General features: G+C 67.6%; 19 protein-coding genes and 1 tRNA gene. 6 read left to right on the plus strand and 14 right to left on the minus strand.

The window, feature by feature from the left end; genetic code table 11:
- The first annotated feature begins 152 nt into the window (after nucleotides 1–152).
- Nucleotides 153–377: an integrase core domain-containing protein gene (locus tag ACWJI7_RS09535; protein ID WP_479937655.1), complete on the plus strand. Its 225-nt coding sequence runs from the start codon at nucleotides 153–155 to the stop codon at nucleotides 375–377.
- Between the two features lie 1,326 nt (nucleotides 378–1,703).
- Here the strand turns inward: ACWJI7_RS09535 and ACWJI7_RS09540 are convergent.
- From ACWJI7_RS09540 to ACWJI7_RS09565, 6 genes are all read right to left on the minus strand, one after another.
- Nucleotides 1,704–2,216 (minus strand): hypothetical protein, encoded by a 513-nt coding sequence (locus ACWJI7_RS09540; RefSeq protein ID WP_479937459.1) that lies wholly within the window; start codon nucleotides 2,214–2,216, stop codon nucleotides 1,704–1,706.
- 931 nt (nucleotides 2,217–3,147) lie between these two features.
- Nucleotides 3,148–5,790, minus strand: a complete 2,643-nt coding sequence (locus ACWJI7_RS09545; RefSeq protein WP_479937460.1) for a DUF3987 domain-containing protein — start codon at nucleotides 5,788–5,790, stop codon at nucleotides 3,148–3,150.
- Between the two features lie 98 nt (nucleotides 5,791–5,888).
- On the minus strand, nucleotides 5,889–6,074 hold the full coding sequence (locus ACWJI7_RS09550) for a hypothetical protein (RefSeq protein ID WP_479937462.1): 186 nt from the start codon (nucleotides 6,072–6,074) through the stop codon (nucleotides 5,889–5,891).
- Between the two features lie 600 nt (nucleotides 6,075–6,674).
- A tRNA-Pro gene (locus tag ACWJI7_RS09555) sits at nucleotides 6,675–6,748 on the minus strand.
- A 34-nt stretch (nucleotides 6,749–6,782) separates the two neighbouring features.
- A complete protein-coding gene (locus ACWJI7_RS09560; RefSeq protein ID WP_479937464.1) occupies nucleotides 6,783–7,055 on the minus strand; it encodes a hypothetical protein in 273 nt (90 codons plus the stop codon).
- 114 nt (nucleotides 7,056–7,169) lie between these two features.
- Nucleotides 7,170–7,571, minus strand: a complete 402-nt coding sequence (locus tag ACWJI7_RS09565; RefSeq protein WP_479937466.1) for a Rid family detoxifying hydrolase — start codon at nucleotides 7,569–7,571, stop codon at nucleotides 7,170–7,172.
- Between ACWJI7_RS09565 and ACWJI7_RS09570 the strand changes: the two genes are divergently transcribed.
- Nucleotides 7,537–8,904: an ABC transporter ATP-binding protein gene (locus ACWJI7_RS09570; protein WP_479937468.1), complete on the plus strand. Its 1,368-nt coding sequence runs from the start codon at nucleotides 7,537–7,539 to the stop codon at nucleotides 8,902–8,904. The genes ACWJI7_RS09565 and ACWJI7_RS09570 overlap by 35 nt on opposite strands.
- Here ACWJI7_RS09570 and gloB read toward each other — a convergent pair.
- Entirely contained in the window at nucleotides 8,899–9,681 is a 783-nt protein-coding gene (gene gloB / locus ACWJI7_RS09575; RefSeq protein ID WP_479937470.1) for a hydroxyacylglutathione hydrolase, read from the minus strand. The genes ACWJI7_RS09570 and gloB overlap by 6 nt on opposite strands.
- A 29-nt stretch (nucleotides 9,682–9,710) precedes the next feature.
- On the opposite strand from gloB, the gene hisG reads away from it, so the two are divergent.
- A complete protein-coding gene (gene hisG, locus ACWJI7_RS09580; protein WP_479937472.1) occupies nucleotides 9,711–10,382 on the plus strand; it encodes an ATP phosphoribosyltransferase in 672 nt (223 codons plus the stop codon).
- The gene (locus ACWJI7_RS09585) at nucleotides 10,382–12,181 is read left to right on the plus strand and encodes an ABC transporter ATP-binding protein (protein ID WP_479937474.1); all 1,800 of its coding nucleotides are present in this window, start codon (nucleotides 10,382–10,384) and stop codon (nucleotides 12,179–12,181) included. The genes hisG and ACWJI7_RS09585 overlap by 1 nt, the downstream gene beginning before the upstream one ends.
- A gap of 1 nt (nucleotide 12,182) precedes the next feature.
- Here the strand turns inward: ACWJI7_RS09585 and ACWJI7_RS09590 are convergent, their stop codons facing one another.
- Nucleotides 12,183–13,001 carry an alpha/beta fold hydrolase gene (locus tag ACWJI7_RS09590; protein ID WP_479937476.1) on the minus strand — a complete coding sequence of 273 codons (819 nt, stop codon included), beginning with the start codon at nucleotides 12,999–13,001 and terminating at the stop codon, nucleotides 12,183–12,185.
- Between the two features lie 81 nt (nucleotides 13,002–13,082).
- Between ACWJI7_RS09590 and ACWJI7_RS09595 the strand changes: the two genes are divergently transcribed.
- A complete protein-coding gene (locus ACWJI7_RS09595; RefSeq protein ID WP_479937477.1) occupies nucleotides 13,083–13,571 on the plus strand; it encodes a GNAT family N-acetyltransferase in 489 nt (162 codons plus the stop codon).
- A gap of 6 nt (nucleotides 13,572–13,577) precedes the next feature.
- On the opposite strand, the gene ACWJI7_RS09600 is transcribed toward ACWJI7_RS09595, so the two are convergent.
- The gene (locus tag ACWJI7_RS09600; RefSeq protein WP_479937479.1) at nucleotides 13,578–14,753 is read right to left on the minus strand and encodes a trypsin-like peptidase domain-containing protein; all 1,176 of its coding nucleotides are present in this window, start codon (nucleotides 14,751–14,753) and stop codon (nucleotides 13,578–13,580) included.
- Between the two features lie 96 nt (nucleotides 14,754–14,849).
- On the opposite strand from ACWJI7_RS09600, the gene dnaA reads away from it, so the two are divergent.
- Nucleotides 14,850–16,262, plus strand: a complete 1,413-nt coding sequence (gene dnaA / locus ACWJI7_RS09605; protein WP_479937481.1) for a chromosomal replication initiator protein DnaA — start codon at nucleotides 14,850–14,852, stop codon at nucleotides 16,260–16,262.
- Between the two features lie 15 nt (nucleotides 16,263–16,277).
- Here the strand turns inward: dnaA and cbbX are convergent, their stop codons facing one another.
- Genes cbbX through ACWJI7_RS09630 form a run of 5 tightly spaced genes read right to left on the minus strand, consistent with a single transcriptional unit; the run spans nucleotide 16,278 to nucleotide 21,968 of the window.
- Nucleotides 16,278–17,225: a CbbX protein gene (gene cbbX, locus ACWJI7_RS09610; RefSeq protein ID WP_479937483.1), complete on the minus strand. Its 948-nt coding sequence runs from the start codon at nucleotides 17,223–17,225 to the stop codon at nucleotides 16,278–16,280.
- The gene (locus ACWJI7_RS09615) at nucleotides 17,222–17,470 is read right to left on the minus strand and encodes a 4a-hydroxytetrahydrobiopterin dehydratase (RefSeq protein WP_479937485.1); all 249 of its coding nucleotides are present in this window, start codon (nucleotides 17,468–17,470) and stop codon (nucleotides 17,222–17,224) included. The genes cbbX and ACWJI7_RS09615 overlap by 4 nt, the downstream gene beginning before the upstream one ends.
- A 10-nt stretch (nucleotides 17,471–17,480) precedes the next feature.
- Nucleotides 17,481–18,605, minus strand: a complete 1,125-nt coding sequence (locus ACWJI7_RS09620; RefSeq protein WP_479937487.1) for a CO2 hydration protein — start codon at nucleotides 18,603–18,605, stop codon at nucleotides 17,481–17,483.
- Nucleotides 18,602–20,095 (minus strand): NADH-quinone oxidoreductase subunit M, encoded by a 1,494-nt coding sequence (locus ACWJI7_RS09625; RefSeq protein ID WP_479937657.1) that lies wholly within the window; start codon nucleotides 20,093–20,095, stop codon nucleotides 18,602–18,604. Before ACWJI7_RS09625 ends, ACWJI7_RS09620 begins: the two co-directional genes overlap by 4 nt.
- 28 nt (nucleotides 20,096–20,123) lie before the next feature.
- Nucleotides 20,124–21,968, minus strand: coding sequence for an NAD(P)H-quinone oxidoreductase subunit F (locus tag ACWJI7_RS09630; RefSeq protein ID WP_479937488.1), 1,845 nt, complete (start codon nucleotides 21,966–21,968; stop codon nucleotides 20,124–20,126).
- Nucleotides 21,969–21,992: the final 24 nt, after the last annotated feature.

A 21,992-nucleotide genomic window follows, 5' to 3' on the forward strand; every position in this document is an offset into this window, starting at 1 on the left:
AGAGGGGGGCCAGATTTCGTGTCGCATCTGGGCCAGTTTTCGCTGTCGCCTGACACTGCCAATTCACCTCTGGAAACTTTGTGGCCCGGCTGCAGGCTAAGGAGATCAAGATCAGCTGGTCGGGCCGAAAGCGCTGTTACGACAACATCCTGGTGGAGAGGCTGTGGCGAACGGTCAAGTATGAGGAGGTGTACCTGCGTGCCTACAGCGACGGCTGGGACGCTGAAATCAGCCTGGCCCGCTTCCTATGGAGGTATTGCCATGGAAGACCCCACAGTGCACTGGGAGGCAGAACTCCCCATGAGGTCTACACTGAGACCGAACCCTGTTCCTCCCGCCCAGGGTTAACGATGACAGGGGCCCAGGATGTCCAATAAAAGGCACCCACCTCATACTTCTCTCCATCTCTAAATCTTGTGAGTACTAGGATCTAGTACAGCTCTCCTCTCTGTTTATTTCGCGCCACAACTCAATTTTTGCCCTGAGCTGCTGGCCTTTGCAGAACTTTCCGCAACACCTGGAAAGCCCTCTAACAATGTTATCTATCGGCCTGTCCTCTTCAAATCCACAGTCACAACGGCAAACATATCGAGTCATCGTCATTCCCTTTCCTGGTGTGGTGCATTGCAAGAATGTCCAGGAATTGAACCTGGCCCCTGAGAGATCAACGATTGGATGGACAGGCGGACGACCCAAGTCGCGGCCATGCAACTTGTCTCACAATAGCTAATCAACGATGATGGAACTGTTCTACAGGTAAAAACAAGATTGAAAGAAATAGGAAATCCCGACCGGCCAAAGATTTCTAGTGGACTGCTCCGTGGAACCATGGCCCCCCCCCCTGCGGCCCCAAGGCGGCTCTGACGGCGGGCGCCTCGGACAGGCTCAGCGGATACAACATCTGTGCCCCTCGGCCCTCAGGGCAGATAACGGCGGGCATTGCACGTCTTGTAAGCGGTGGCCTGAGCGCTATCAGGCCAGTCCCGTCCGAATGCCAAGGTGGCGATGGCGGAATTAACCGGCTCGGAAGCCCAGATACCGCCGTTGGCTTTTAGACCAGCCCGGCAGAGAGTCCGCAAAACGCTCTCTTCATCAACGGTCAGAGCTTGGGCTGGCGAGATGAGGACTGCAGTCATCGACAGGGCCATGGCGACGACACCAACAGCAACCGAGCGACAATCCTGGTCAGATTTAGCGGTCACATTCAGCACAGATCAGCAACAGGGCAGTGGGAATAGCGCCGGCCCAAGACGGCTCTGATAGTGGGACCCATGCTGCTACTGGCTTCTCCCACATAAGAATAAGGTCATCTGCTCATGAAACGCTAGGAGCAATTCTAGAAAATAAGTCGTTTCATGAAAAATTGGCTCAGCCATGGCTTTGGTAAATCCTCCCCAAGAACAGTTCAGGCCAGTCCCAGGCGCTGCAGCTTCAGGGCGACGGTGGAAGGGCTCAGCGGCTTGCCGTTACGGGTGGTGCAGCCGGCGCCAGCCAGCGCAGCTGCCATTGCTCGCAAGCTGGCCCCCTGAGCTTTCAGTGCCGCCAGGAGCGGGCGCAGCTGCTCAGCTGCCGCCGTGGCCTGATCCCTCGCCGCATCGTTACGGGTGATGGTGTTGGGCCTGGCTGACTGGCACGCGGTCCAGGACGGTCTCGGACATGGAGGCGGGGTGCGTGTAGTTGGGACGGGAGGGGTCTATCGAGTATCAGAGCTGGGGTCTTGGCTTTGCTACCCGCTTAGACCAGGTGCGTCTGGTAAATACAACGCGCACTACGTCAGTATTGCGATTGACCACGCTAACTTCGGTTTCGCTATTTCCGTCGGAGCTACACGTTTTCTCTTTGAGCTCCTTGGGCTCGGTGCTGGTGCCAAGCAGCGAGTTCAGACTGAATATCTTACCCCTCTTATCAATCAACGTATAGCTGTCATCAGGAGGCGTCCTTTTTGCTTGGATGCGCCTCAATACACCTAGCAACCCAAGCCTGTCAATCTTCAGCTTTAATGTGCCACAACTGTAGATCTCGGTGTAGGTGGAGCCAGAGAGCGGCTCACCGCTAGAGCTAGAAAGTCTGCACGGGATTTCTGGGCCATTATCTACTTTAATCCCAGCTGTTGACCTAACTATGGACATCTCCGTGCCTGGTAGGTAAGGACACTCTCCAGCAAAGGACGCGGCAGGGGTGGCGAGAAGAAGGAGTGCAGCAGCAGCAGCAACCATGGGACGGGGGAGGGAAGGCCTCATGGGGTGGCGTGCGGTGGTTTAGGTGGACGTCGATGGACGTCCGGGGACATCCAGGAAAGGGTTGTGGCGCACGGAAAGCTCAATTTCCGCTCGCCCCCTTTGGCCCATGCCTCCCGCACATCTTGCGACGTCCTCGGACATCCGCCACCCCACGCTGGCCCCCGTTCCCTCCACCGACTGGCAGGCGTCTGCCCTGGCCCTGCGGTGGGCCGCCCAGGGGGGTGTGGACCCTTTGGCTGCTGCTCTCCAGGCCCAGCTGGGCGCCGAGACCCGCGCTGCCTACCGGAAGGACTGGCGCACCTTCACCGCCTGGCTGTCCACCAGGGCCTGGTGGACTGGATGCAGCTGTGGGACACGCCAGCCCGCGCCCTGCTCACCTAGTGGATTGCAGACCAGAGGCGTCAGGGCCTCAGCAGCAGACAGACGGGCGCCGTGGGCGTGTGCGTCGAGGGTTGGCCAAGGGGTGGTGCGGCAAGCCTTGACCAACCTCATTGCCAACCTTGCGCCAACCCAATAATCCTAGTCATAACAATGGATCTCGGGCGAGGTTGGTCAGAAGAAGAGGGGTTCGGATCTTTCTGCACGCCCTCGACCATCTCTCCGCCACCGCCTTGGGGCAGCGATGCGGAGAGATGCGGGCGGAGGTCCATCCCGACCAACCTTGGGGTTCAGGGGGGCAGGGTTGGTCCAAAGAACCTAGAGAGAGAGGGAGATTTAACCCTCTCTCTCTAGATTCCCGACCAACCCTCCATGGTTGGTCACGTGGTTGGCCACTGGGTTGATCGAAGGTTGGCCAACCTCCACCTCAACCAACCTTGGCCAACCCTGGACGAGGAATGGCAAGCCCCCAGATCGCAGTCACAAGTTGCGATCTGGGGGCTTGCTCCCGACGTGGCGCAGCGGCGGGTCAGCCGCGACGATCAGACGCAGAAAGCGGCCGCCAGCCCTGGTACTGCCACCCGCGCCCGTTGACGGTTGGTGTGACGACCCCGTACCCCCTAGAGGTCAGGGCCTGGGCGATTACCAGCGCCTGCTGGCCACTGGGGCGCGTACGGGACGGATGGCTCGTCCGCAGTCTCCCTAGCGGGATCGCCTCCCCCTCGCTGGCCAGCGCCCGCGACTGGAACGCCGCGACCATGGCCGCGTTCGGATCACTCACCTCCACCCGCGAGGCGCTGGTGTCGCTACTCACCACCTGCAGCAAGGCCCAGCCCCGCTGGACCGTTTCAACCTGCACGACCGGGGGGATGCGCGGCCGAACAATCGCCCTGTCGCCCTTGTCGCGTGGCGGGGTGTCGTCCAGGGCCTCCAAAACATGAAGGAGGCCGACGAAGCGCCCAAGCCGGCCGGCGTCCTTGCTGATCACCTTCCGATGGGCGCTGCCCGGCGGGTGCAGGAGACGGGCCTTCTCGATCTCAACCCGCAGGCTGCTGAACAGACGAAAGGCATCGTCGGAGAGTGTCAATCGGAAGTCGTTGCAAACGGCGGCGAGCGACAGCAGTTCGCAGAAGAAGGCATTGGCCTCCTCGGTGCGCTGAATTGCGGCGGGATCGCGTTCCTGGGGTGGGCTGTTGCGCACCTCGTTTTGGGTGACGATGCAGAACCGGGAGGCGAAGCCGACGCCGTCAGCGTCCGAGGTGGACTCCTTGTAGACCTCCGACTGAACGCAGACCAGCAGAGCTAGGCGGGAGGCGCCGTAGGAGTGGTTGCAGTCGTCCGTGGCTTTGCCGTCGACGGAACCGCCGCCGTCGTAGCTAGAGAGAAAGCAGCCACGAAGGGCCTTGCCTTCCTTGCTGTTTGCAGCGCTCAGGAGGGCATCCCCCTCGTCCTGAAAGACCATGGTGCTGCGGTTTGCCCACTTGTGCTGGAACATGGCCGCCGCGTTCTTCTTGACGCCCTGGTGCGTCAGATCCCCGCTGATGATGGTCTTTGGCTCGGACGGCATGGGGCCGGGGTGAGTGTTGCGGTTGCGATCCTGCTCCCAGGCGTCCATGGCCGTGCGCCACTCCTGCAGCGGCCCGTCCTCATAGGCGTTCTTCAGACGCTGCTGGACAGCCGTCTGCCAGTGCTTGAGGAACAGCCGCCCCATCAAAGAGGACTTGTTCTCGCCGGAGTGCATGACAACCAGCAGCCAAAGCGCCAGCGGCTGAGAGAACTCCTCCTCCTCCGAAAGGTGGATGGAACTCTCCAGGGGCAGCGCACCGGAGAAGGCGGTGGCGAACGTCAGGAACTTGAGCAGGGGCCTGTAGCTCTGGCGGGTGCTGACGGCGGAGAGGTGGCGGTAGAGGTTGGGGGGGATGATCGAGGCCAAGTCAACGTCAGCACCGCCGCAGGCTGCCGCGAGGGCGTCAATGCCCGCGAGGAAGGGGCAATCCTCGCCATCGGCGGGCGCAGCACCAGCACCGCCCCCCCAATCCCCGCCGTCCCCGCAGCTGGAGACGGTGGGCAGTGGAGCGGTTGCGGAATTACTGCTTCCGTTCCCGCCCCCCCCTCCACCCTCGCTGGCTGATCGGGCAGCTTGCGCACCGCGGCGGGTGTGCTCCGGTTTCTGCCGCTGTTGCTCAAAGGCGGCGGCATTGGTGGAGTGCCCCACCACATGGCCCCTCGGCGGTGTGTGTGGCTCCGCTGGCGGGGTTCCCTTGCCGTTACCGCTGGGCCTGCCGCCTCGGGTGTGGAACTGCAGGCGATCCAGCAGTTTGCCCTCGGGGGTCGAAGTGGTCGGGTTCCTGCCGGCCGCACCTTCGAATCTTTGCCATGCCTTGCCGTGGTCGAAGGGTTCCCCCTTGATCGTCTCGGGGCAGTTGCTTAGGTAGGCGGCATAGGCTTCTCTTGCGGTTTCGTCGGGCCTGGCACCCTGCTGGCGCAGCCAGGCTTCCACCGCCACCAGCTCAAGGCTGAGCCTCATGCCGTCGTCGTTGCAGTTGCCGGCGGTGCTGCCCTTGTCGATTAGATCGGCGGTCTCCCTCGACAGGAAGGAGCGGAAGGGCACGGCTACCCCCATCCCCATAACCTGGGGCTGGGCCTCCAGGGGCAACGTGGGGGCTGGTGCCCCGGTCTTGCGTGGCATCCGGTCCAGCAGCCAATCAGGGGCCTCGGCCAGCTCCACCCCCCACGGGTCCACCTCCAAAGGGGCGCAGCCCTCGACCCAGCGGTAGCCGCTCGTCTCGGGGTGGGCGCCGAGGATGACTGACTGCTGGCCAGTCCAGCGGATCTCCAGCGCGCCGTCCTTTGCCTGGCGGCGGTCAAGGTCGGCCCAGCGGTTGCCTGGCACCTTGAACGCGATCTGCCGGCGATGCGGCTTCCCGCTGGTCCAGCTGATCGAAGGCGGAAGGTCGGCGCTGGGTCTGCCGAACAGGTCCAGGAAGGTGGTTTCAGCCTCTGGGCCGTCGAAGTCGAGGGCCAGGGTTCCACCACTGATCGGGCCCAGCCGTAGGCCGATGGCGGGGGCCAGGGCGAGTGCCTCGGTGGTGAAGGCAGGCCAGTGGTTCCAGCCTTTGCCGCTCCCTGTAGCGGGGTCCCGGGGTCGTTTGTTGGTGCCGATTGGCAGCAAGGCTGGAAGCCAGGAAGATGGCAGAAGAGCCAGATCCGAAGCCGTAAACTGAGGGGTGGTTTTTTGTTGAACTCCCCCCGCCACAAACGAGGGGTTTTTCATGCTTCGAGCCCCGCCATGTCGTAGGTCTCGGCAGCGCGCTCAGCCTTCGCAGAAGCTGGCATCCCCTTGGTGGGGGTCCGCTCGATTAGGGTGGAGAGAACCGCTTCAGGATTCCAGCGGATGCGGTTAAGCGCTGGCTTGAAGTAGTGGAGCCCGACGATCAACTCGCCGCGATCGCGCATCCCCAACAATGAACTTCGCCCAATCCGCAGAAGGGCACATGTTTCGGCCGTTGTGGCCCATCTAGTAGTCGTGGACATTGAACCTTTTGGGTTCAGCAGCTGACCGGGAGTCCTTGCTCCCCCGCCCGCCTATGCCTCCGGTCGGATCTTCTCTCCCCTGGCAGCTGTTCCAGGCTGCGAATCGGGCCTTTGCGGAAAGATGAGAACTCCCTTTTGAAGGGTCAGATCTCTGTTTTCCGCTGGTTCCTCGATCAGGTGACGGGTGCTTCGCTATTACCTGCCATCAGTCAGGAGCCCCCGCTGGCTGCACCGCCATGGGCTTTTGGTTACCACCCCGCGTCTCTGATGAACTAATGGCGCGGGACAGCCGCAAGAAGATCCCCGGAGGCATCCGCTCTGCTCAACTCACACCATACACGTGGGGGCGAACCCTGGCAAACCCTACCGGTGGTGGTGCCCCACGCAGCTGGCCCAGAAGCTGGGAAGGCCGCCCCCCAGGGCGATGGTTCACACACATCTCACACGGGCCTGATTTGAGTGGTGAGTCTCAGGTCCTGTCTCAAGGTTGGAAAGCCTTGTGCTGGAATGGATTTGAGTCAATCGGGGCGACAGGATTCGAACCTGCGACCTAGTGCTCCCAAAGCACCCGCGCTACCAAGCTGCGCCACGCCCCGTTGGCCGCACTTTACCTGTCGGGGGACGTGGGCCTCAGCCCACACAGCCGGGCCAGCCGCCTGGATAGCGCAGGGTGCGCCAGTCACCGTGGGCGGTGCTCACCTCCACACCGATGCCGATCGGCTCTTCCCCGCTTCGGGTCTGTTCCTTCCACCAGGCAAGGGCCGCCTCCCAGGCGGCTTCCATCGAATCGAAGTGGTCATCGAGCACCGGGTGCGGCGAGCATTGCTGATCCACCAGCCGGTAGAGACGCTGGGACCCGGCGCGCTGGGCGGCGGAAGCCGGATGTAGGGAGGAGAACGCCATCGAGCGTACGCATGCACCATTCCATCCTGGAGCCTGTGCCAGCTGGTGACTGTCACCTTCATTACCGGACATGGTGGTGGGTGCCGCGGGACCCACCACCATGTCCTGGGGGCGTCAGTCGCTGACGGCGATGCAGTCGATTTCCACCCGGGCTCCCTTCGGCAGGGCCGCCACCTGCACGCAGGCCCGGGCCGGGGACACCCCGGCGCCGAAGGTCCCGGCGTAGAGCGCGTTCACCAGGGCGAAATCGGCGAGGTCGGTGAGGAACACCGTGGTGCGCACCACCTGCTGGGGGGAGCACCCCGCCGCTGCCAGCACCGCGCACAGATTGGCCAGCACCTGCACGGTTTCCGCCTCCACGTCCCCCCTTCCCACCAGCTCACCGGTGCTGGGGTCCAGGGCGATCTGTCCGGAGCAGAACAACAGCCCGCCGGCGCGCACCGCCTGGTTGTAGGGACCCACCGGTGCCGGAGCGGCGGCGGTGGTGATCGCCTCGGCGGTGCTGGCGCTGGCCATGGCGGGGCAGGATGGTGGGCTGAGCTTACGGTCCCCCTCCATCGTCAGACCCCCTTCGCACCCCTCGCTGGACGCTTCGGATCGCCCCCCGGTCACGGGGCCGCCGGCGCCCGCGGCAGGGGTCCTGCAGCGGTCGGGCGGGCACGCCCCCCTGGAGCGGGCCCGGCTGGAGGGGGTCTGGCACCGCTATGGCGGAGCTGGACGGGACTGGACCCTGCAGGGGGTCGACCTCACCCTGGGTGAGGGGGATCTGGTGGGTCTGCTCGGACCGTCCGGCTGCGGTAAGACGACCCTGCTGCGGCTGATCGCCGGCTTCGAGCGCCCCGAGCGGGGCCGGGTGCTGATCGACGGGCGCGAGGTGGCCGGTCCCCACGGCTGGCAACCCCCTGAGCGCCGGGGCGTCGGCATGTTGTTCCAGGACTACGCCCTGTTCCCGCATCTGGATGCCTGGGGCAACGTCGGCTTCGGACTGCGGCCCCGCCAGGACCGCCGCCGGGCCGCCTGGCTCCTGGATCTGCTCGGCCTCGCCGGGCTGGAGCGGCGCTATCCCCATGAGCTCTCCGGCGGCCAGCGTCAGCGCCTGGCCCTGGCCCGGGCCCTGGCGCCCGGGCCATCCCTGCTCCTGCTCGATGAACCCTTCTCCAACCTGGATGTGGAGGTACGTCAGCGCCTGCGCGCTGAACTGCCGGACGTGCTCAGCCGCTGCGGCGCCAGCGGGCTGATCGTCACCCACGACCCGGAGGAAGCCCTGGCGATCTGCGATCGCGTCGGCGTGCTGCAGGCTGGCCGGCTGCACCAGTGCGCCAGCCCCCGCGATCTGGTCACCGCCCCGGCGAGCGCTTTCGTCGGTCGGTTCGTGCTGCAGGCCAACCTGCTGCCGGCCAGCCGCTCGGGCGGCTGCATCCACACCGCCCTCGGCAGGCTGGAGCCCGCCGAACCTCAGCGGGCCCCGGCGGGTCAGCGGGATGAGCGGGCGCGGCCGGCCGGCCACGAGGACCCTTCTCCCCCCGACGCCCCCTGGCAGGAGAGCCCCCTGGAGGTGCTGGTGGGCCAGGACGCCCTCGAACTCGTGCCCGATCCCTCGGGGTCCGCCACGGTGACGGCCCGGGAATTTCTCGGTCGGGAATGGCTCTATCGGGTGCGGCTGGGGGGCGAGGCCGCCCCACTGCCCCCCCTGCGGCTGCGCCTGCCCCTGGAGCAGGACCATGGGATCGGTCTGCGCTGTCGCCTGCGGATCCGCCCGGGGGAGCAGCCGATCCTCTTCCCGTCCCGCCAGGCCCTGCGCCCCCTGCGGACGGATACCGGTGCCTGGGGCGGGTGTGGGGGGTCATGACCACTGGTCCTTGCTGCGGCGCAGCAGGGCGAGCCGGCCGGCGTCGGGGGCGGCCAGAAACAGGTTGGTGGCCTTCTCCAGCGCGATCGTGCTGGGGATCGTGGGGCGGCCTGAGCGCCTGAGCGCCTCCACGGCGAACAGGCGCTCGCGGATGGCCGTCCCCATCCCGGAGACCGCCCCGCTCGCCGCCGCCCAGCGCAGGTTGGCCAGGGTGTACTCGTGGGCGCACCAGACCCGGGTCTCCTCCGGCAGGGCCGCGAACCGCTGCAGCGACTGGTGCATCTGGGCGGGGGTGCCCTCGAACAGGCGCCCGCAGCCGCCGGCGAAGAGGGTGTCGCCGCAGAACAGCTCCGCCCCAGCCTCCCCGGTGGCCGGCAGATGAAAGGCCAGATGGGTGCGGGTGTGGCCCGGCACGGCGATCACCTCCACCGAGCGGCCCAGCAGGGTGAGGCGATCGCCCCCCGCCACCGGTTGGGTCTGGAACGGGATGCGGTCACGGTCGGCGGCGGCGGCGATCACGGCCGCAGCGGGCCAGCGGCGCAGCAGGGCGGGAGTGCCGCCGATGTGGTCGCTGTGGTGATGGGTCTGGAGCACCGCCACCAGTTCCAGTCCCCGCTGCTCCAGCCAGTCGATCACCGGATCGGCGACCGCCGGATCCACCACCACCGCCTCCGCTCCGTCGGAGAGCACGAAGATGTAATTGTCGCGGAGCACCGGAATCAGGTCCACCTGCCGCGCCGGTGCCCGCTGGCCGGTCTCGCTCCTCGACACTCCCATCGGTACAGTCCACGTTGCGGTGTACGCCCATGATCACCGTCGCGCTGGCCAAGGGAGCACTGCTCAAGGATTCGGTGCGGCGCTTCGCCGCCGCCGGTCTTGATTTCCGTGCCCTGCTCGACCCCGACAACCGCCAGTTGATGGTCCCCAGCCCCTGTGGCACCGCCCGGGCCCTGCTGGTGCGCAACGCCGATGTGCCGGTGTACGTGGCCTACGGCCAGGCCCAGCTGGGTGTGGTGGGGGACGACGTGCTGCGCGAACACCAGCTGCCGGTGGCCCCCCTGCTCGACCTCGGCTTCGGAGGCTGCCGCATGGCCGTGGCCGTCCGGAGCGACAGCGGCTACCGCCGGGTCGCCGACCTGCCCGCCCATTGCCGGGTAGCCAGCAAATTCGTGCGCTGCGCCGAAACCTTCTTCGACGCGCTGGACCTGCCGGTGGACCTGATCCATCTCACCGGGTCGGTGGAGCTCGGCCCGATCACCGGCATGTCGGAGGCGATCGTGGACCTGGTGGCCACTGGCCGCACTCTCCGGGAGAACGGCCTGGTGGCGATCGAGGATCTCTTCCACAGCACCGCTCGCCTGGTGGGCCATCCCCTCGCCCTGCGTCTTGATGGGGGCGCCCTGCAGGCCATCGTCGATCGCATCGCGGCCGCCGATCCGGCCTCCCGGCTGCTCACCCCGGCCGCCCCCCTGCACTGATGGCCGCCCTTGACCGCCAGCGCCTGCTGCGTCTGCTGCCCTATCTCCGCCGGGACCGGCGCCGCCTGACGCTGGTGCTGGTGCTGCTGGTGCCGGTGGCCCTGGCTGGTGCCATCCAGCCCCTGCTGGTGGGCCAGGCCATCTCCGTCCTGCGGGGGGAGCCCACCGTCTCCTGGCTGAGTGGCCTGAGTGTGTCCGCCGCGATGCGCACCCTGGTGCTGCTGCTGTTCGGGGCGGTCCTGGTGCGGCTGGCCTTGCAGGGGGCCCAGAGCTACAGCGTCCAGGCGGTCGGGCAGCGGCTCACCGCCAGCATCCGGGCCGATCTGTTCCGCCATGCGCTGGAGCTCTCCCTCCGCTTCCATGACCGCACCCCGGTCGGCAAGCTGCTCACCCGTCTCACCAGTGATGTCGATGCCCTCGCCGAGGTGTTCGGCAGCGGGGCCGTCGGGGTGATCGCCGATCTGGTCACCCTGCTGGTGATCGGTGTCACGATGGTCAGCATCGAGCCCCGCCTCGGCGCCCTGCTGCTGGTCAGCCAGGTGCCGGTGACCCTGGTGATCCTCTGGCTGCAGGGCCGGTTCCGCCGCTCCAACTACCGGGTGCGCGAGGAACTCAGCCAGCTCAATGCCGATCTGCAGGAGAACCTGCAGGGCCTCGAGGTGGTCCAGATGTTCCGCCGCGAGCGGACCAACAGCGATCGCTTCGCCGTCACCACCAACGCCTACCGCCAGGCCGTGGGGGGGACGATCTTCTTCGACAGCGCCATTTCCGCCTTCCTGGAGTGGGTGTCGCTCACCGCCGTGGCTGTGGTGCTGGCCCTCGGGGGCTGGATGGTCACCAGCGGCTCGATGGGGCTGGGTACCCTCACCACCTTCATCCTCTTCTCCCAGCGCCTGTTCGATCCCCTGCGCCAGTTGGCGGAACGCTTCACCCAGATCCAGGGGGGCCTCACCGCCCTCGAGCGGATCGGCGAGCTGCTGGAGCAGCCGATCGAGATCCAGGATCTGGAACCCTCCCGGCGCAGCCGGGCGGCCCTGCTCTCGGGAGAGCAGCGCGCCAGCGCCGGAGAGGTGATCTTCGAGAACGTCAGCTTCGCCTACCGGCCCGATGACCCGATCCTCACGGACCTGAGCTTCCGGATCCGCCCGGGCGAGCACGTCGCCCTGGTTGGCCCCACCGGCTCCGGCAAGACCACCGTGATCCGGCTGCTCTGCCGCCTCTACGAGCCGCAGCAGGGCCGGATCCTGCTCGATGGTGTCGACATCCGGGAGCTGCCCAGCCTCACCCTGCGCCAGAGGCTCGGGGTGGTTCTGCAGGACACCTTCCTGTTCAGCGGCAACGTGGCCGACAACCTGCGGCTCGATGCGGCGATCGAGCCGGCCGAGCTGGAGCGGCTCTGCCGTGAGCTGGGCCTGGAGCCCCTGCTGAGTCGCCTGCCCGACGGCCTCGACACCGAACTGCGGGAGCGGGGCGGCAACCTTTCCTCCGGAGAGCGGCAGCTGCTGGCGGTGGCCCGCGTCGCGATCCGCAATCCCTCGGTGCTGGTGATGGATGAGGCCACCGCCTTCCTGGATCCCTCCACCGAAGCCACGCTGCAGCGTGACCTCGACCGGCTGCTGCGGGCCCGCACGGCCATCGTGATCGCCCACCGCCTCGCCACCGTGGAGGCCGCTGACCGGATCCTGGTGCTGCGGCGGGGCCGGCTGATCGAGCAGGGCACCCATGGGGAACTGCGGCTCTCCGGCGGCCTCTACGCCCAGCTGGCCGAGCTGCAGGAGCAGGGCCTGGCCCGGCTCTGAGTCATCCTGCCCCGGGTGTCCCCCCGCCCCGGGCCACAAGCTGCTCCAGCCACCGATCGATCAGGGCCGCCAGGGGGCGGGGGGCTTCGAGCATCGGCAGATGTCCGCAGCCGTCAAGCACCGTCAGTTGATGGTCCGGCGCGTAGCCGGCCAGGTGGCGCACGTAGCGGAGTTCCATCACCCGGTCGCGGCTGCCGGCAATCCAGAGACTCGGCACCCGCAGCTGGGCCGTCAGGGACGGCAACTGCCGCACCGCCCCCCGGTTGGTGCTGCAGGCCAGCAGGCCGAGTGCCGCCCGGCGGTCCGCCAGCAGCGGGCTGCGGATCGCCCCGGTGCCCGGCAACCCCGCCAGCCAGCCCGGTCGAAGCCGCAGCAGGAGCGATCCCCCCTGCCGCAGCCGGGCGAAGGCCCGGGGCTGATACACGCCGCCGCCGGCCGCGATCTGGATCATCCCCAGCAGCCGCTGGCCCAGCAGGGCCGCCGCATGGAGGGCCACGCTACCGCCCAGGGAGTGCCCGATCAGCACCAGCGGCCGGTCCTGGGCCGCGGCCAGCCCATGGCCGGCCACCCAGCGTCCGTAGCTGGCCAGGCTCGGCTGCAGGCCCCGGGGGCGTGGCGTCTCCCCGAACCCCGGCAGATCCGGTGACCAGGTGCTCCAGCGGGGGCTCAGCTCGGCGACCAGGGGAGCCCAGAGCAGCCCCGAGAGCAGCCAGCCGTGCAGGCAGACCAGCAGCGGGGCCGGGCTGCCGACCGGCAGATCCCCGGCCCGCCTGGAGGCCTGGCAGCGGTCGAGGCGGAGCGCGTCCGGGATCACTCCCATCCGGGGGACTGCGCTCCAGCCTGCTATGGAACGGCCGGGATCGGGCAGGATCGTGCCATTGCGTTGCCTCGGCCGTCTGGTTTGGACTGCGACCCCCTCCTCGACAGTGTCTACGGCCCCGGCTGTCGCCTCTGCCCGAGCCCCAACCCCCAGCTGCAGCTCGTTCTCAGCCTGGATCGGGAGATCGATCTGATCGAGCTCGAGAAGCTCTGCGACGCGGTGGGCTGGAGCCGCCGGCCCCTGCGTCGGGTGCGCAAGGCGCTCCAGCACAGCCTGCTGCGGGTTGGCCTCTGGCGCCACGATCCGCGGCTGCCGCGCCTGGTGGGCTTCGCACGCTGCACCGGCGATGGCGTGCTGGAGGCCACGGTCTGGGACGTGGCGGTCCATCCGCTGTACCAGGGGGCCGGGCTGGGTCGTCAGCTGATGGCCTTTGTGCTCGACCGGCTCCGCCAGATGGAGGTGGAGCGGGTCAGCCTCTTCGCTGACCCCGATGTGGTGGGCTTCTACGAGTCCCAGGGCTGGGAACTGGAGCCGCGGCAGCGCCGCTGCGCCTTCTGGTATGCCCCCTGAATCCCCTCAGGGCTGCTTCGGCAGCTCCGCCGGCTTGAGGGAGATCTCCTGGTTCTGCTCGCCCCGGCGGATCCGGATGGTGAGCGGATCGCCCACCTTTCCCTGATCCACGGCCAGCTGCACCTCCGACGGATTCTTCACCGCCTTCCCTCCCACCGCCTCGATCAGGTCGCAGGGTTGGAGCCCCGCCTGGGAGGCCGGGCTGCCCTTGAGCACCTCCACCACCACCACACCCTCGATTTCCGGCAGTCGGCACTCCGCCGACGTGGCGTTGATCTCCCGCGCCAGCTGGGGGGTGAGCGCCTGCAGCCGCACACCGATGTAGGGATGGGAGGCGCGGCCCTTCTCGAGGATCTGCGCGGCGATCTGCTTGACCAGGTTGATCGGGATCGCGAAGCTCAGGCCGGCGCCGGGCGCCTGGCGGATGGCGGTGTTCACGCCGATCACCTGACCGCGGTCATTGATCAGGGGGCCGCCGCTGTTGCCCGGATTGACGGCGGCGTCGGTCTGGATGTAGGGAACCCGCTGGCCTTCCCCGATGGCATTGGTGCGCTGGATCGCGCTGATGATCCCGGCGGTCACGGTGTTGTCGAGTCCGAGGGGGTTGCCGATGGCGATCGCCCATTCCCCCGGGCGCACCCGGGCGGAGTTCCCCAGCGGAGCCACCGGCAGTCCCTCCGCCACCACCTTCACCACGGCAATGTCGGTGAGGGGGTCGCTGCCGAGCACCTTGCCGGTGAAGCTGCGGCCGTTGGAGAGGGTGACGCTCACCTCGTTGGCGCCCTCCACCACGTGGGCGTTGGTGAGCACCACCCCATCGGAGCGGGTGATGAAGCCGGAACCCTGACCCTGCTGCTGCTGGATTGACGGACCGCCGCCGAACAGGCCGCCCAGCGGGTTGATCACCCGTTTGACGGTGTCGATGCGGACCACGGCCGGCCCCACCTTGTTGACGGCGTTGACGATGAAATTGTTGCCGGGCTGCAGCGGGGCCGCCGGGGGCGCGTCGCTCACCTGGGGGCCCGGTTCGCTCGCACTCCGCTCCGGCAGCCCCGGCAGGTTCGGAATGCTGGGCATGTTGGGCAGGTTCACCCCGCAGCCTCCCAGCAGGAGTCCGCTCAGCCCGGCCGCCAGTCGGTGGGAGCGGGAGATCGCGGGTCGGGGCGACCGGTCAGGGTTCATGGGGGAGGTCCTGGATCCAGGCGGGGAGTCGCCTCATTAAAGACGGATGGGGAGGGGAGAGCTGCCTATATTCGGCCCCTGCGAGATGGGCGGACGGTGCAGCAGGGTGAGGAGCTGTGGCACCGGGTCCAGGAGGCACTGCAGGGCAATCTGAGCAAGCCCACCTTCGAGACCTGGATCCGTCCGGCCCGGTGCACCGCCTTCGCCCACGGAGAGCTGAGGCTGGAGGCACCCAACAGTTTTGCCAGTGGCTGGCTGCGCAAGAACTACCTCACCATGATCGCGGCGGTGGCCTCCGAGCTGGCGGGTCAGACGGTGCTGGTCGAGGTGGATACGGCCTCCCTGGCCGAGCTGCCCGCCCCCCTGGCCGCCGGCCTGGCCGGTGGCGGAACCGGGCCCGCCCCGTCGCCGGGCGCGGCTGCCGGAGGGCACCGGGTGACCGCGGCCACCGCCAGCGGGGAGACCCCCCGCCGGCCCGCCCCGGGCCTCAATCCCCGCTACGTGTTCAACCGTTTCGTGGTGGGGCCCAACAGCCGCATGGCCCACGCCGCCGCCCTGGCCGTGGCCGAAGCGCCGGGGCGGGAATTCAACCCGCTCTTCCTCTGCGGCGGGGTGGGTCTGGGCAAGACCCACCTGATGCAGGCGATCGGCCACTACCGCGTTGAGATCGATCCGGACGCCCGGGTCTTCTACGTCTCCACCGAGACCTTCACCAACGATCTGATCCAGGCGATCCGCAAGGACGGCATGCAGGCCTTCCGCGACCGCTACCGGGCCGCCGATCTGATCCTGGTGGACGACATCCAGTTCATCGAGGGCAAGGAATATACCCAGGAGGAGTTCTTCCACACCTTCAACGCCCTGCATGAGGCGGGTCGTCAGATCGTGATCGCCAGCGATCGCCCCCCCAGCCAGATCCCGCGGCTGCAGGAGCGGCTGATCTCGCGCTTCTCGATGGGACTGATCGCCGACATCCAGGCGCCGGACCTGGAGACGCGCATGGCGATCCTTCACAAGAAGGCCGAACAGGAGCGGATGGCCCTGCCCCGCGACCTGATCCAGTACCTGGCCGGCCGCTTCACCTCCAACATCCGGGAGCTGGAGGGGGCCCTAACCCGGGCCGTGGCCTTCGCCTCGATCACCGGCCTGCCGATGACGGTGGAATCGGTGGCGCCGATGCTCGATCCGGTCGGCAATGAGGTGGAGGTCACCCCTCAGCAGGTGGTCGAGAAGGTGTCCGAGGTGTTCGGCGTCGGGATCGAGGACATGCGCAGCAGCAGCCGCAAACGGGCCGTGAGCCAGGCGCGGCAGGTGGGCATGTATCTGATTCGCCAGAGCACGGATCTGAGCCTGCCCCGCATCGGCGATGTGTTCGGGGGCAAGGACCACAGCACGGTGATGTATGCGGTCGAGCAGGTGGAGAAGAAACTGGCGGTGGATCCCTCCCTGGCCCGCCAGATCCAGCAGGTGCGGGACCTGCTTCAGATCGACAGCCGCCGTCGCCGTTGAGCGGATCGGGCCCGCTCAGGTCAGGGGGAGGCTGGGGTCGAGCCCTTCCACCTCCCCCTGGAACACCCGGCTGGCGGTGATGTCCTCGGCCTGGATCGTGATCAGATCCCCCTTGGTGAGCCCACGTCCGTGGTGGTTGAACAGCCGGTTGGCCTGACGCATGCGGGCCCGGTCGATCGCGTTGCGGATCGAGCGGGCGTTGGCGAAGAAGGGCAACTGCATGCGCCGCTGGATGTACTCGAAGAAGGCGATGGTGGCCTCTTCGCTGAAGCGGTAGCTCTCGGCCGCCAGGATCAGCTTGGCGATGGCCAGCAGTTCCGTGGCGGTGTAATCGGGAAAGTCGATGTGGTTGGCCACCCGGGAGGAGAGGCCAGGGTTGGACTGGTAGAACACGTCCATCTTGTCCTTGTAGCCGGCAAAGATCACCACCAGATCGTCCCGGTTGTTCTCCATGACCTGAAGCAGGATCTCGATCGCTTCGGCTCCGTAATCCCGCTCGTTCTCCGGTTTATAGAGGTAGTAGGCCTCATCGATGAACAGCACGCCCCCCATCGCCTTCTTGAGGATCTCCCGGGTCTTGGGAGCCGTGTGGCCGATGTACTGACCGACCAGATCGTCCCGGTTTGCGGTGACCAGGTGACCTTTGCGCACGTAGCCCAGCCGGTGCAGGATGTCCGAGATGCGTTCGGCCACGGTGGTCTTGCCGGTGCCCGGGTGGCCGGTGAATGACATATGCAGACTCGGGGCCGCGGTGGCCAGCCCCACCTGCTTGCGCGCCCGCTCCACCACCAGCAGGGCAGCGATCTCCCGGATGCGGGTTTTCACCGGCCGCAGGCCGACCAGTTCCCGGTCGAGTTGCTCGAGCACCTCGCTCACACCGGTGCCGTCGTAGGCGGCCCGCAGATCCACCGGAGTGTCGTCGCCGATCGACTCCGGCGCGGAAGGGCCGTTCGGCTCGGTCACGGCAGCAGGGCGTCGATGCAGGCGGCGAAGCCGTGGTCCGGCTCCCCGATCGGGTCGTCTTCCGCTTCGGCCCGCAGGGTGAGATTCACGTAGGTGCGGCCGAAACTGATGTCCGGATAACGCCGTTCCCGTTCCGAGAGTTCACCGAGGCGCTCGAGAAACAGGCGGGTGGTGTCGTAGTCGTCGAATTCGATCCGGCGCTCCAGCCGCTCGGGCCGCTGTCGGTGGGTCCAGGGCTGCTCCATGGTCGAAAACCTAGCCCGGCAGACAATCGATCCTGGCGAGGCTGAGCCGATCGACCCAGGCCTGGGCATAGCGGCGGTTGGCCTCGCGCTCCTGGGGCTGGTCACTCGTGAGCGGGTGGGGAAAGGTCTCGGCGATGGCGGCGTTGGTGACGCAGAACATCGCTTTCTGGAAGCTGGTGCAGATCTTGACGTACAGATCCCCCAGCCCGCGGCCGCTGGCCGCATAGTGACGCTCCAGCGCCTGGGGCAGATGGCGGCGCATGTCCTGCATCAGCAGGCTGGGAGGGATGCCTGCCCCCATGGTGGGGAGAGGATCGGCGTAGAGCGCCCCGTAGGTGAACCGGCTCAGGTCGTGGGGGATCTGGTGGGCCTGGGCATTGAACGAGACCGTGCCCAGGAACGGGGTACCCCGCAGGAACACCGCCTCCACGTAGGGCACGGCCACATCGGCCAGGAAGCTCAGGCCGGCCTCCGGCGGCAGGATCCAGATGGGCCCACCCTCCAGCTCCACCCGGTAGGTGATCGGTTCGGCCGCCGCCGCCACCAGCCCCCGCTGGATGAACGCCACCACCGCCCCGATTGAACCCACCCGGCCGGCGGCATGGCGGCTGGCCAGCTCGAGGAACAGGTCACTCATCACCCGCCAGAACTGCCCCAGGGCGCTGGTGGTGGCCGAGGAGCGGATCTGCTCGGGCAGAAAGGCGGGAAAGCCCCGATCGAGCAGCAGCAGCAGCGGGTCCCGCCGACAGCGGCTCCGGATCACCTGCCGGCAGGTGGCGGTGAAGGGGGCGCCATCGAGGTAGCCGTCGAGGCCACCGGTGCCGTGCCAGAGCATGGTGCGCTGGCAATACTCCGCGTATTCGTAGTTGAGCCGGTCGTGGATCAGATGGCGCCAGAGCCGCCCGGCGCTCAGCTGGCCATTGAAGAAGCGCAGCACCGGGAAGGGATTGAGAAACTGGCGCTGGGCCTGGTCGATCAGATTCGTGCTGTAGGCATCGAGCACGCGGCCGTAGCTCTCCAGCACCGCCACCACCTCCAACCGATGGGTGGCCGAGTCGTCCAGCAGGGTCCGGCCGCCCAGCAGCCGCTCCAGCAGATCGGTGGGGGTGGGGGCCTCCGGGCCGTTGCCGATCATCCCGGACCTCCGCGGGAGGCCACCATGGGCCTGGCTGGGCGGCTGAGGACGGCGCTGCTGGTTGCCGTGATCCGCCCCAGCCCCTGGGGCAGCAGCCCGATGGCCAGGATGGCCGCCGTGAGCAGCAGGGCGGGAACCTGCCGGCCCAGGGGAACCACCGGCAGGATCCCCGCCGCCGGAGCGGCCAGGCGCCCGAAGAACACCCGGTTCAGCAGCAGCAGAAAGTAGACGGCCGTCAGGCCCGAGCCCACCATGCAGAGCAGGGTCTGGAGCGGGAAGGTCACCAGGCTGCCGCGGAAGATCAGGAACTCGGCGATGAACCCCGCCATCCCGGGGATCCCGGCGCTGGCCATCACGCCCACCACCATCAGGGAGCCGGTCAGCGGCAGGCCCCGTTGCGGGTTGAGCAGCCCCTGCAGCACCGTCATGTCACGGCTGCCGGTGCTGGCATACACCACCCCCACCAGCAGGAAGAGCAGGGCGGAGATGAGGCCGTGGCTGATCATCTGGAACAGGGCTCCCTGCAGGCTCACCGGCGTGGCCGCCGCCGCCGCCAGCAGCACGTAGCCCATGTGGCCCACGGAGCTGTAAGCCACCATCCGTTTCATGTCCTGTTGCTGGATCGCGGCCAGGGAGCCGAACAGCACCGACACCGCCGCCCAGCCCGCCAGTGCGGGGGCGAGCAGGGACCAGGCCTGGGGAAACAGGCCGAGGCCGAAGCGCAGCAGGCCGTAGGTGCCCAGTTTGAGCAGCACGCCGGCCAGCAGCACGGACACCGGCGTCGAGGCCTCGGTGTGGGCATCGGGCAGCCAGGTGTGGAAGGGAACGAGGGGAATCTTGATTCCGAAGCCCACCAGCAGGGTTCCGAGCAGCAGCAGCTGCAGCTTCAGGTCCAGCCCCTGGGCCAGCTGGGGGTTGAAGCTGAAGTCGACGCCGCCGCCGGCCAGGGCCAGCCCGAAGAACGCCACCAGGATCAGCACTCCGGAGAGGGCGGTGACGATCAGGAATTTGGTGGCCGCGTAGGCGCGGTTGCTGCCCCCCCAGATCGCGATCAGCAACCAGAGGGGGATCAGCTCAAGCTCATAGAACAACACGAACAGCAGGGTGTTCTGGGCCAGAAAGGCCCCGTTCACCGCCCCGGTGATCAGCAGCAGCAGGGCGTAATAGAGGCGGGGACGGTGCACTCCGGCGGCCGTGGCGATCGCCGCCACCAGCGTCAGCGCGGCGTTGATCAGCACCAGGGGCAGCGAGAGCCCATCAAGCCCCAGCCAGTACTCCAGACCCAGGCTCCCCACCCAGGGGGCGAACTCCTGCAGTTGCGGTGCCGCACCGGCGGGATCGAAGCCCACCAGGAGCCCCAGGGACCAGAGCAGTTGCAGCGTCAGCAGGGCCAGGGCGGCCCGGCGCAGCCGCCCCCCGTCAGGATCCCCCGGCCAGAGCAGCAGCCCCAGGGCACCCAGCAACGGGATGAGCAGCAGGGCGCTCAGCATCGGGGCCACGGCGACGGGCAGGGGCGGCTCATCGCCCCATCCAGGAGAGTGAGCTGAGGAGCAGCACGATCGCCACCATCCCCGTGAGCACATAGGTCTGCATCTGGCCGCTGACGCTCAGCCGCAGGCCATCGGCGCTGGCCAGGGTCAGGCGGCCCAGCCGGTTGACGGCACCGTCGACCACCTGCCGGTCGAACCTGGCGGCCAGCCGCGCCAGGGCCGCCACCAGGGCCACCACCGTGACCCGGTAGATCCGATCGGTGTAGAAATCGAAGGCCAGCAGATCCTGGAGCCGGCGCAATGGCGTCAGCAGGGAGCGCGACGAGGCCTTGTTCAGGGGGATCCGGGCACCGATCAGCAGCCCGGCGGCGCCGCTGGCCACCAGGGTGACCAGCACCGGCAGGGAGAAAGAGGCCAGGCCGGGGACCGGATCGATCCGCACCAGGATCAGCGGCGTGAGCAGCACCAGCACGGTGAGGCTCACCATCGGCAGGGCCATCGGCCAGTTCACCTCCGGCGCCCGGCGCGTCTTGGCCTGGGGGGGGCCCAGGAACACCAGCCGGAAGACCCGGGTGAGATTCACCAGGGTGAGGCCGTTGGTGAGCAGCACCACCGCCGCCAGCAGCGGCGAGGTGCGAGCCAGGGCCTCCACCTCCAGTCCGAAGGCCCAGAAGCAGCCCAGCGGGGCGAGGGCGGTGCTGCCGGCGGCTCCCACCAGGAAGGCCGTGGTGGTGGCGGGCATCCGCTGGGCCAGTCCCCCCAGCTCGGTGATGTCCTGGCAGTTGGTGGTGGCGATCACCCCTCCCACGCTCATGAACAGCAGGGCCTTGGCCACGGCATGGGCGAAGAGCAGCAGCAGGGCGATCGCGGGCTGCTGCAGGGCGATGGCCACGAAGACCAGGCCCATGTAGGCACTGGTGGTGTAAGAGAGGGTCCGCTTGATGTCCACCTGGGCGATCGCCACCAGGGACCCCCCCACCGCCGTGAGTGAGCCCAGCACCACCAGCACCCCCAGGCTCAGGGGGGAGAGCTGCAGGATCGGCATCAGCCGCAGCAGCACCAGCGCGCCGCAGGTCACCACCACCGAGTTGCGCAGGATCGAGGCGGGGTTGGGGCCCTCCATGGCCTCATCGAGCCAGAGGTGCATCGGAAACTGGGCACATTTGCCCAGGGGACCGGCGATCAGCCCCAGTCCCAGCAGGTTCCCGGCCAGGGGAGACAGGCCGGCCTGGGGGACCCAGCTGTAGAGATCCTCGAAGGTCATCACCCCCGCCCAGGCCGAGAGGGCCACCACCCCCATCAGCAGCAGCACATCGCCGACCCGTTTGGTCAGGAAGGCGTCCCGGGCAGCGGTAACCACCAGGGGCTGGGCATACCAGAACCCCACCAACAGATAGGTGGAGAGCGTCAGCATCTCCAGCAGGAAGTAGGTCAGGAACAGGGAGCTGCTCAGTACCACCCCCGCCATCGCGCCCTCGAAGAAGCCGATCAGGGCAAAGAAGCGGGCCAGGGACCACTCCTTGTCCAGGTAGCCCAGGGCGAAGACCTGGGCCAGCAGGCTCAGGGCGATCACCAGCTCCAGGCAGGCCAGGCTGGTGGCCGAGAGTTCGAAGCTCAGCCGCAGCTGCAGGTCCGCCGTCTCGAACCAGTCGTGGCTGAGGCTGAAGGGCCCGTCCCGGAGCACGGTGGCCAGCAGCACGCTGCCGTGCAGAAGGGCCAGCAGCGTCACCAGGATGTTGAGATAGGCGGCCGGCCGCGGTCCGGTCAGGGGGGACCGGCCGCAGGCCCAGGGAAGGGACAGCAGAACCCCGCCGAATCCGTAGAGCGGAATCAGCCAGGCCAGTTGAACGGAGAGAGGCGGGACCGGGGACACGGCGGACTCAGGAGCGCAGCGGTG

This window comes from Cryptocyanus atlanticus LEGE 06306 (assembly GCF_056633155.1).

Bases quoted from the DNA above. Each gene is read 5' to 3' on its own strand.
- ACWJI7_RS09540 (WP_479937459.1), bottom strand. From the start codon at position 2,216: ATGGTTGCTGCTGCTGCTGCACTCCTTCTTCTCGCCACCCCTGCCGCG.
- ACWJI7_RS09550 (WP_479937462.1), bottom strand. From the start codon at position 6,074: ATGCGCGATCGCGGCGAGTTGATCGTCGGGCTCCACTACTTCAAGCCA.
- ACWJI7_RS09560 (WP_479937464.1), bottom strand. From the start codon at position 7,055: ATGGCGTTCTCCTCCCTACATCCGGCTTCCGCCGCCCAGCGCGCCGGG.
- ACWJI7_RS09565 (WP_479937466.1), bottom strand. From the start codon at position 7,571: ATGGCCAGCGCCAGCACCGCCGAGGCGATCACCACCGCCGCCGCTCCG.
- gloB (WP_479937470.1), bottom strand. From the start codon at position 9,681: ATGGGAGTGTCGAGGAGCGAGACCGGCCAGCGGGCACCGGCGCGGCAG.
- hisG (WP_479937472.1), top strand. From the start codon at position 9,711: ATGATCACCGTCGCGCTGGCCAAGGGAGCACTGCTCAAGGATTCGGTG.
- ACWJI7_RS09585 (WP_479937474.1), top strand. From the start codon at position 10,382: ATGGCCGCCCTTGACCGCCAGCGCCTGCTGCGTCTGCTGCCCTATCTC.
- ACWJI7_RS09590 (WP_479937476.1), bottom strand. From the start codon at position 13,001: ATGGGAGTGATCCCGGACGCGCTCCGCCTCGACCGCTGCCAGGCCTCC.
- ACWJI7_RS09600 (WP_479937479.1), bottom strand. From the start codon at position 14,753: ATGAACCCTGACCGGTCGCCCCGACCCGCGATCTCCCGCTCCCACCGA.
- ACWJI7_RS09615 (WP_479937485.1), bottom strand. From the start codon at position 17,470: ATGGAGCAGCCCTGGACCCACCGACAGCGGCCCGAGCGGCTGGAGCGC.
- ACWJI7_RS09620 (WP_479937487.1), bottom strand. From the start codon at position 18,605: ATGATCGGCAACGGCCCGGAGGCCCCCACCCCCACCGATCTGCTGGAG.
- ACWJI7_RS09625 (WP_479937657.1), bottom strand. From the start codon at position 20,095: ATGCTGAGCGCCCTGCTGCTCATCCCGTTGCTGGGTGCCCTGGGGCTG.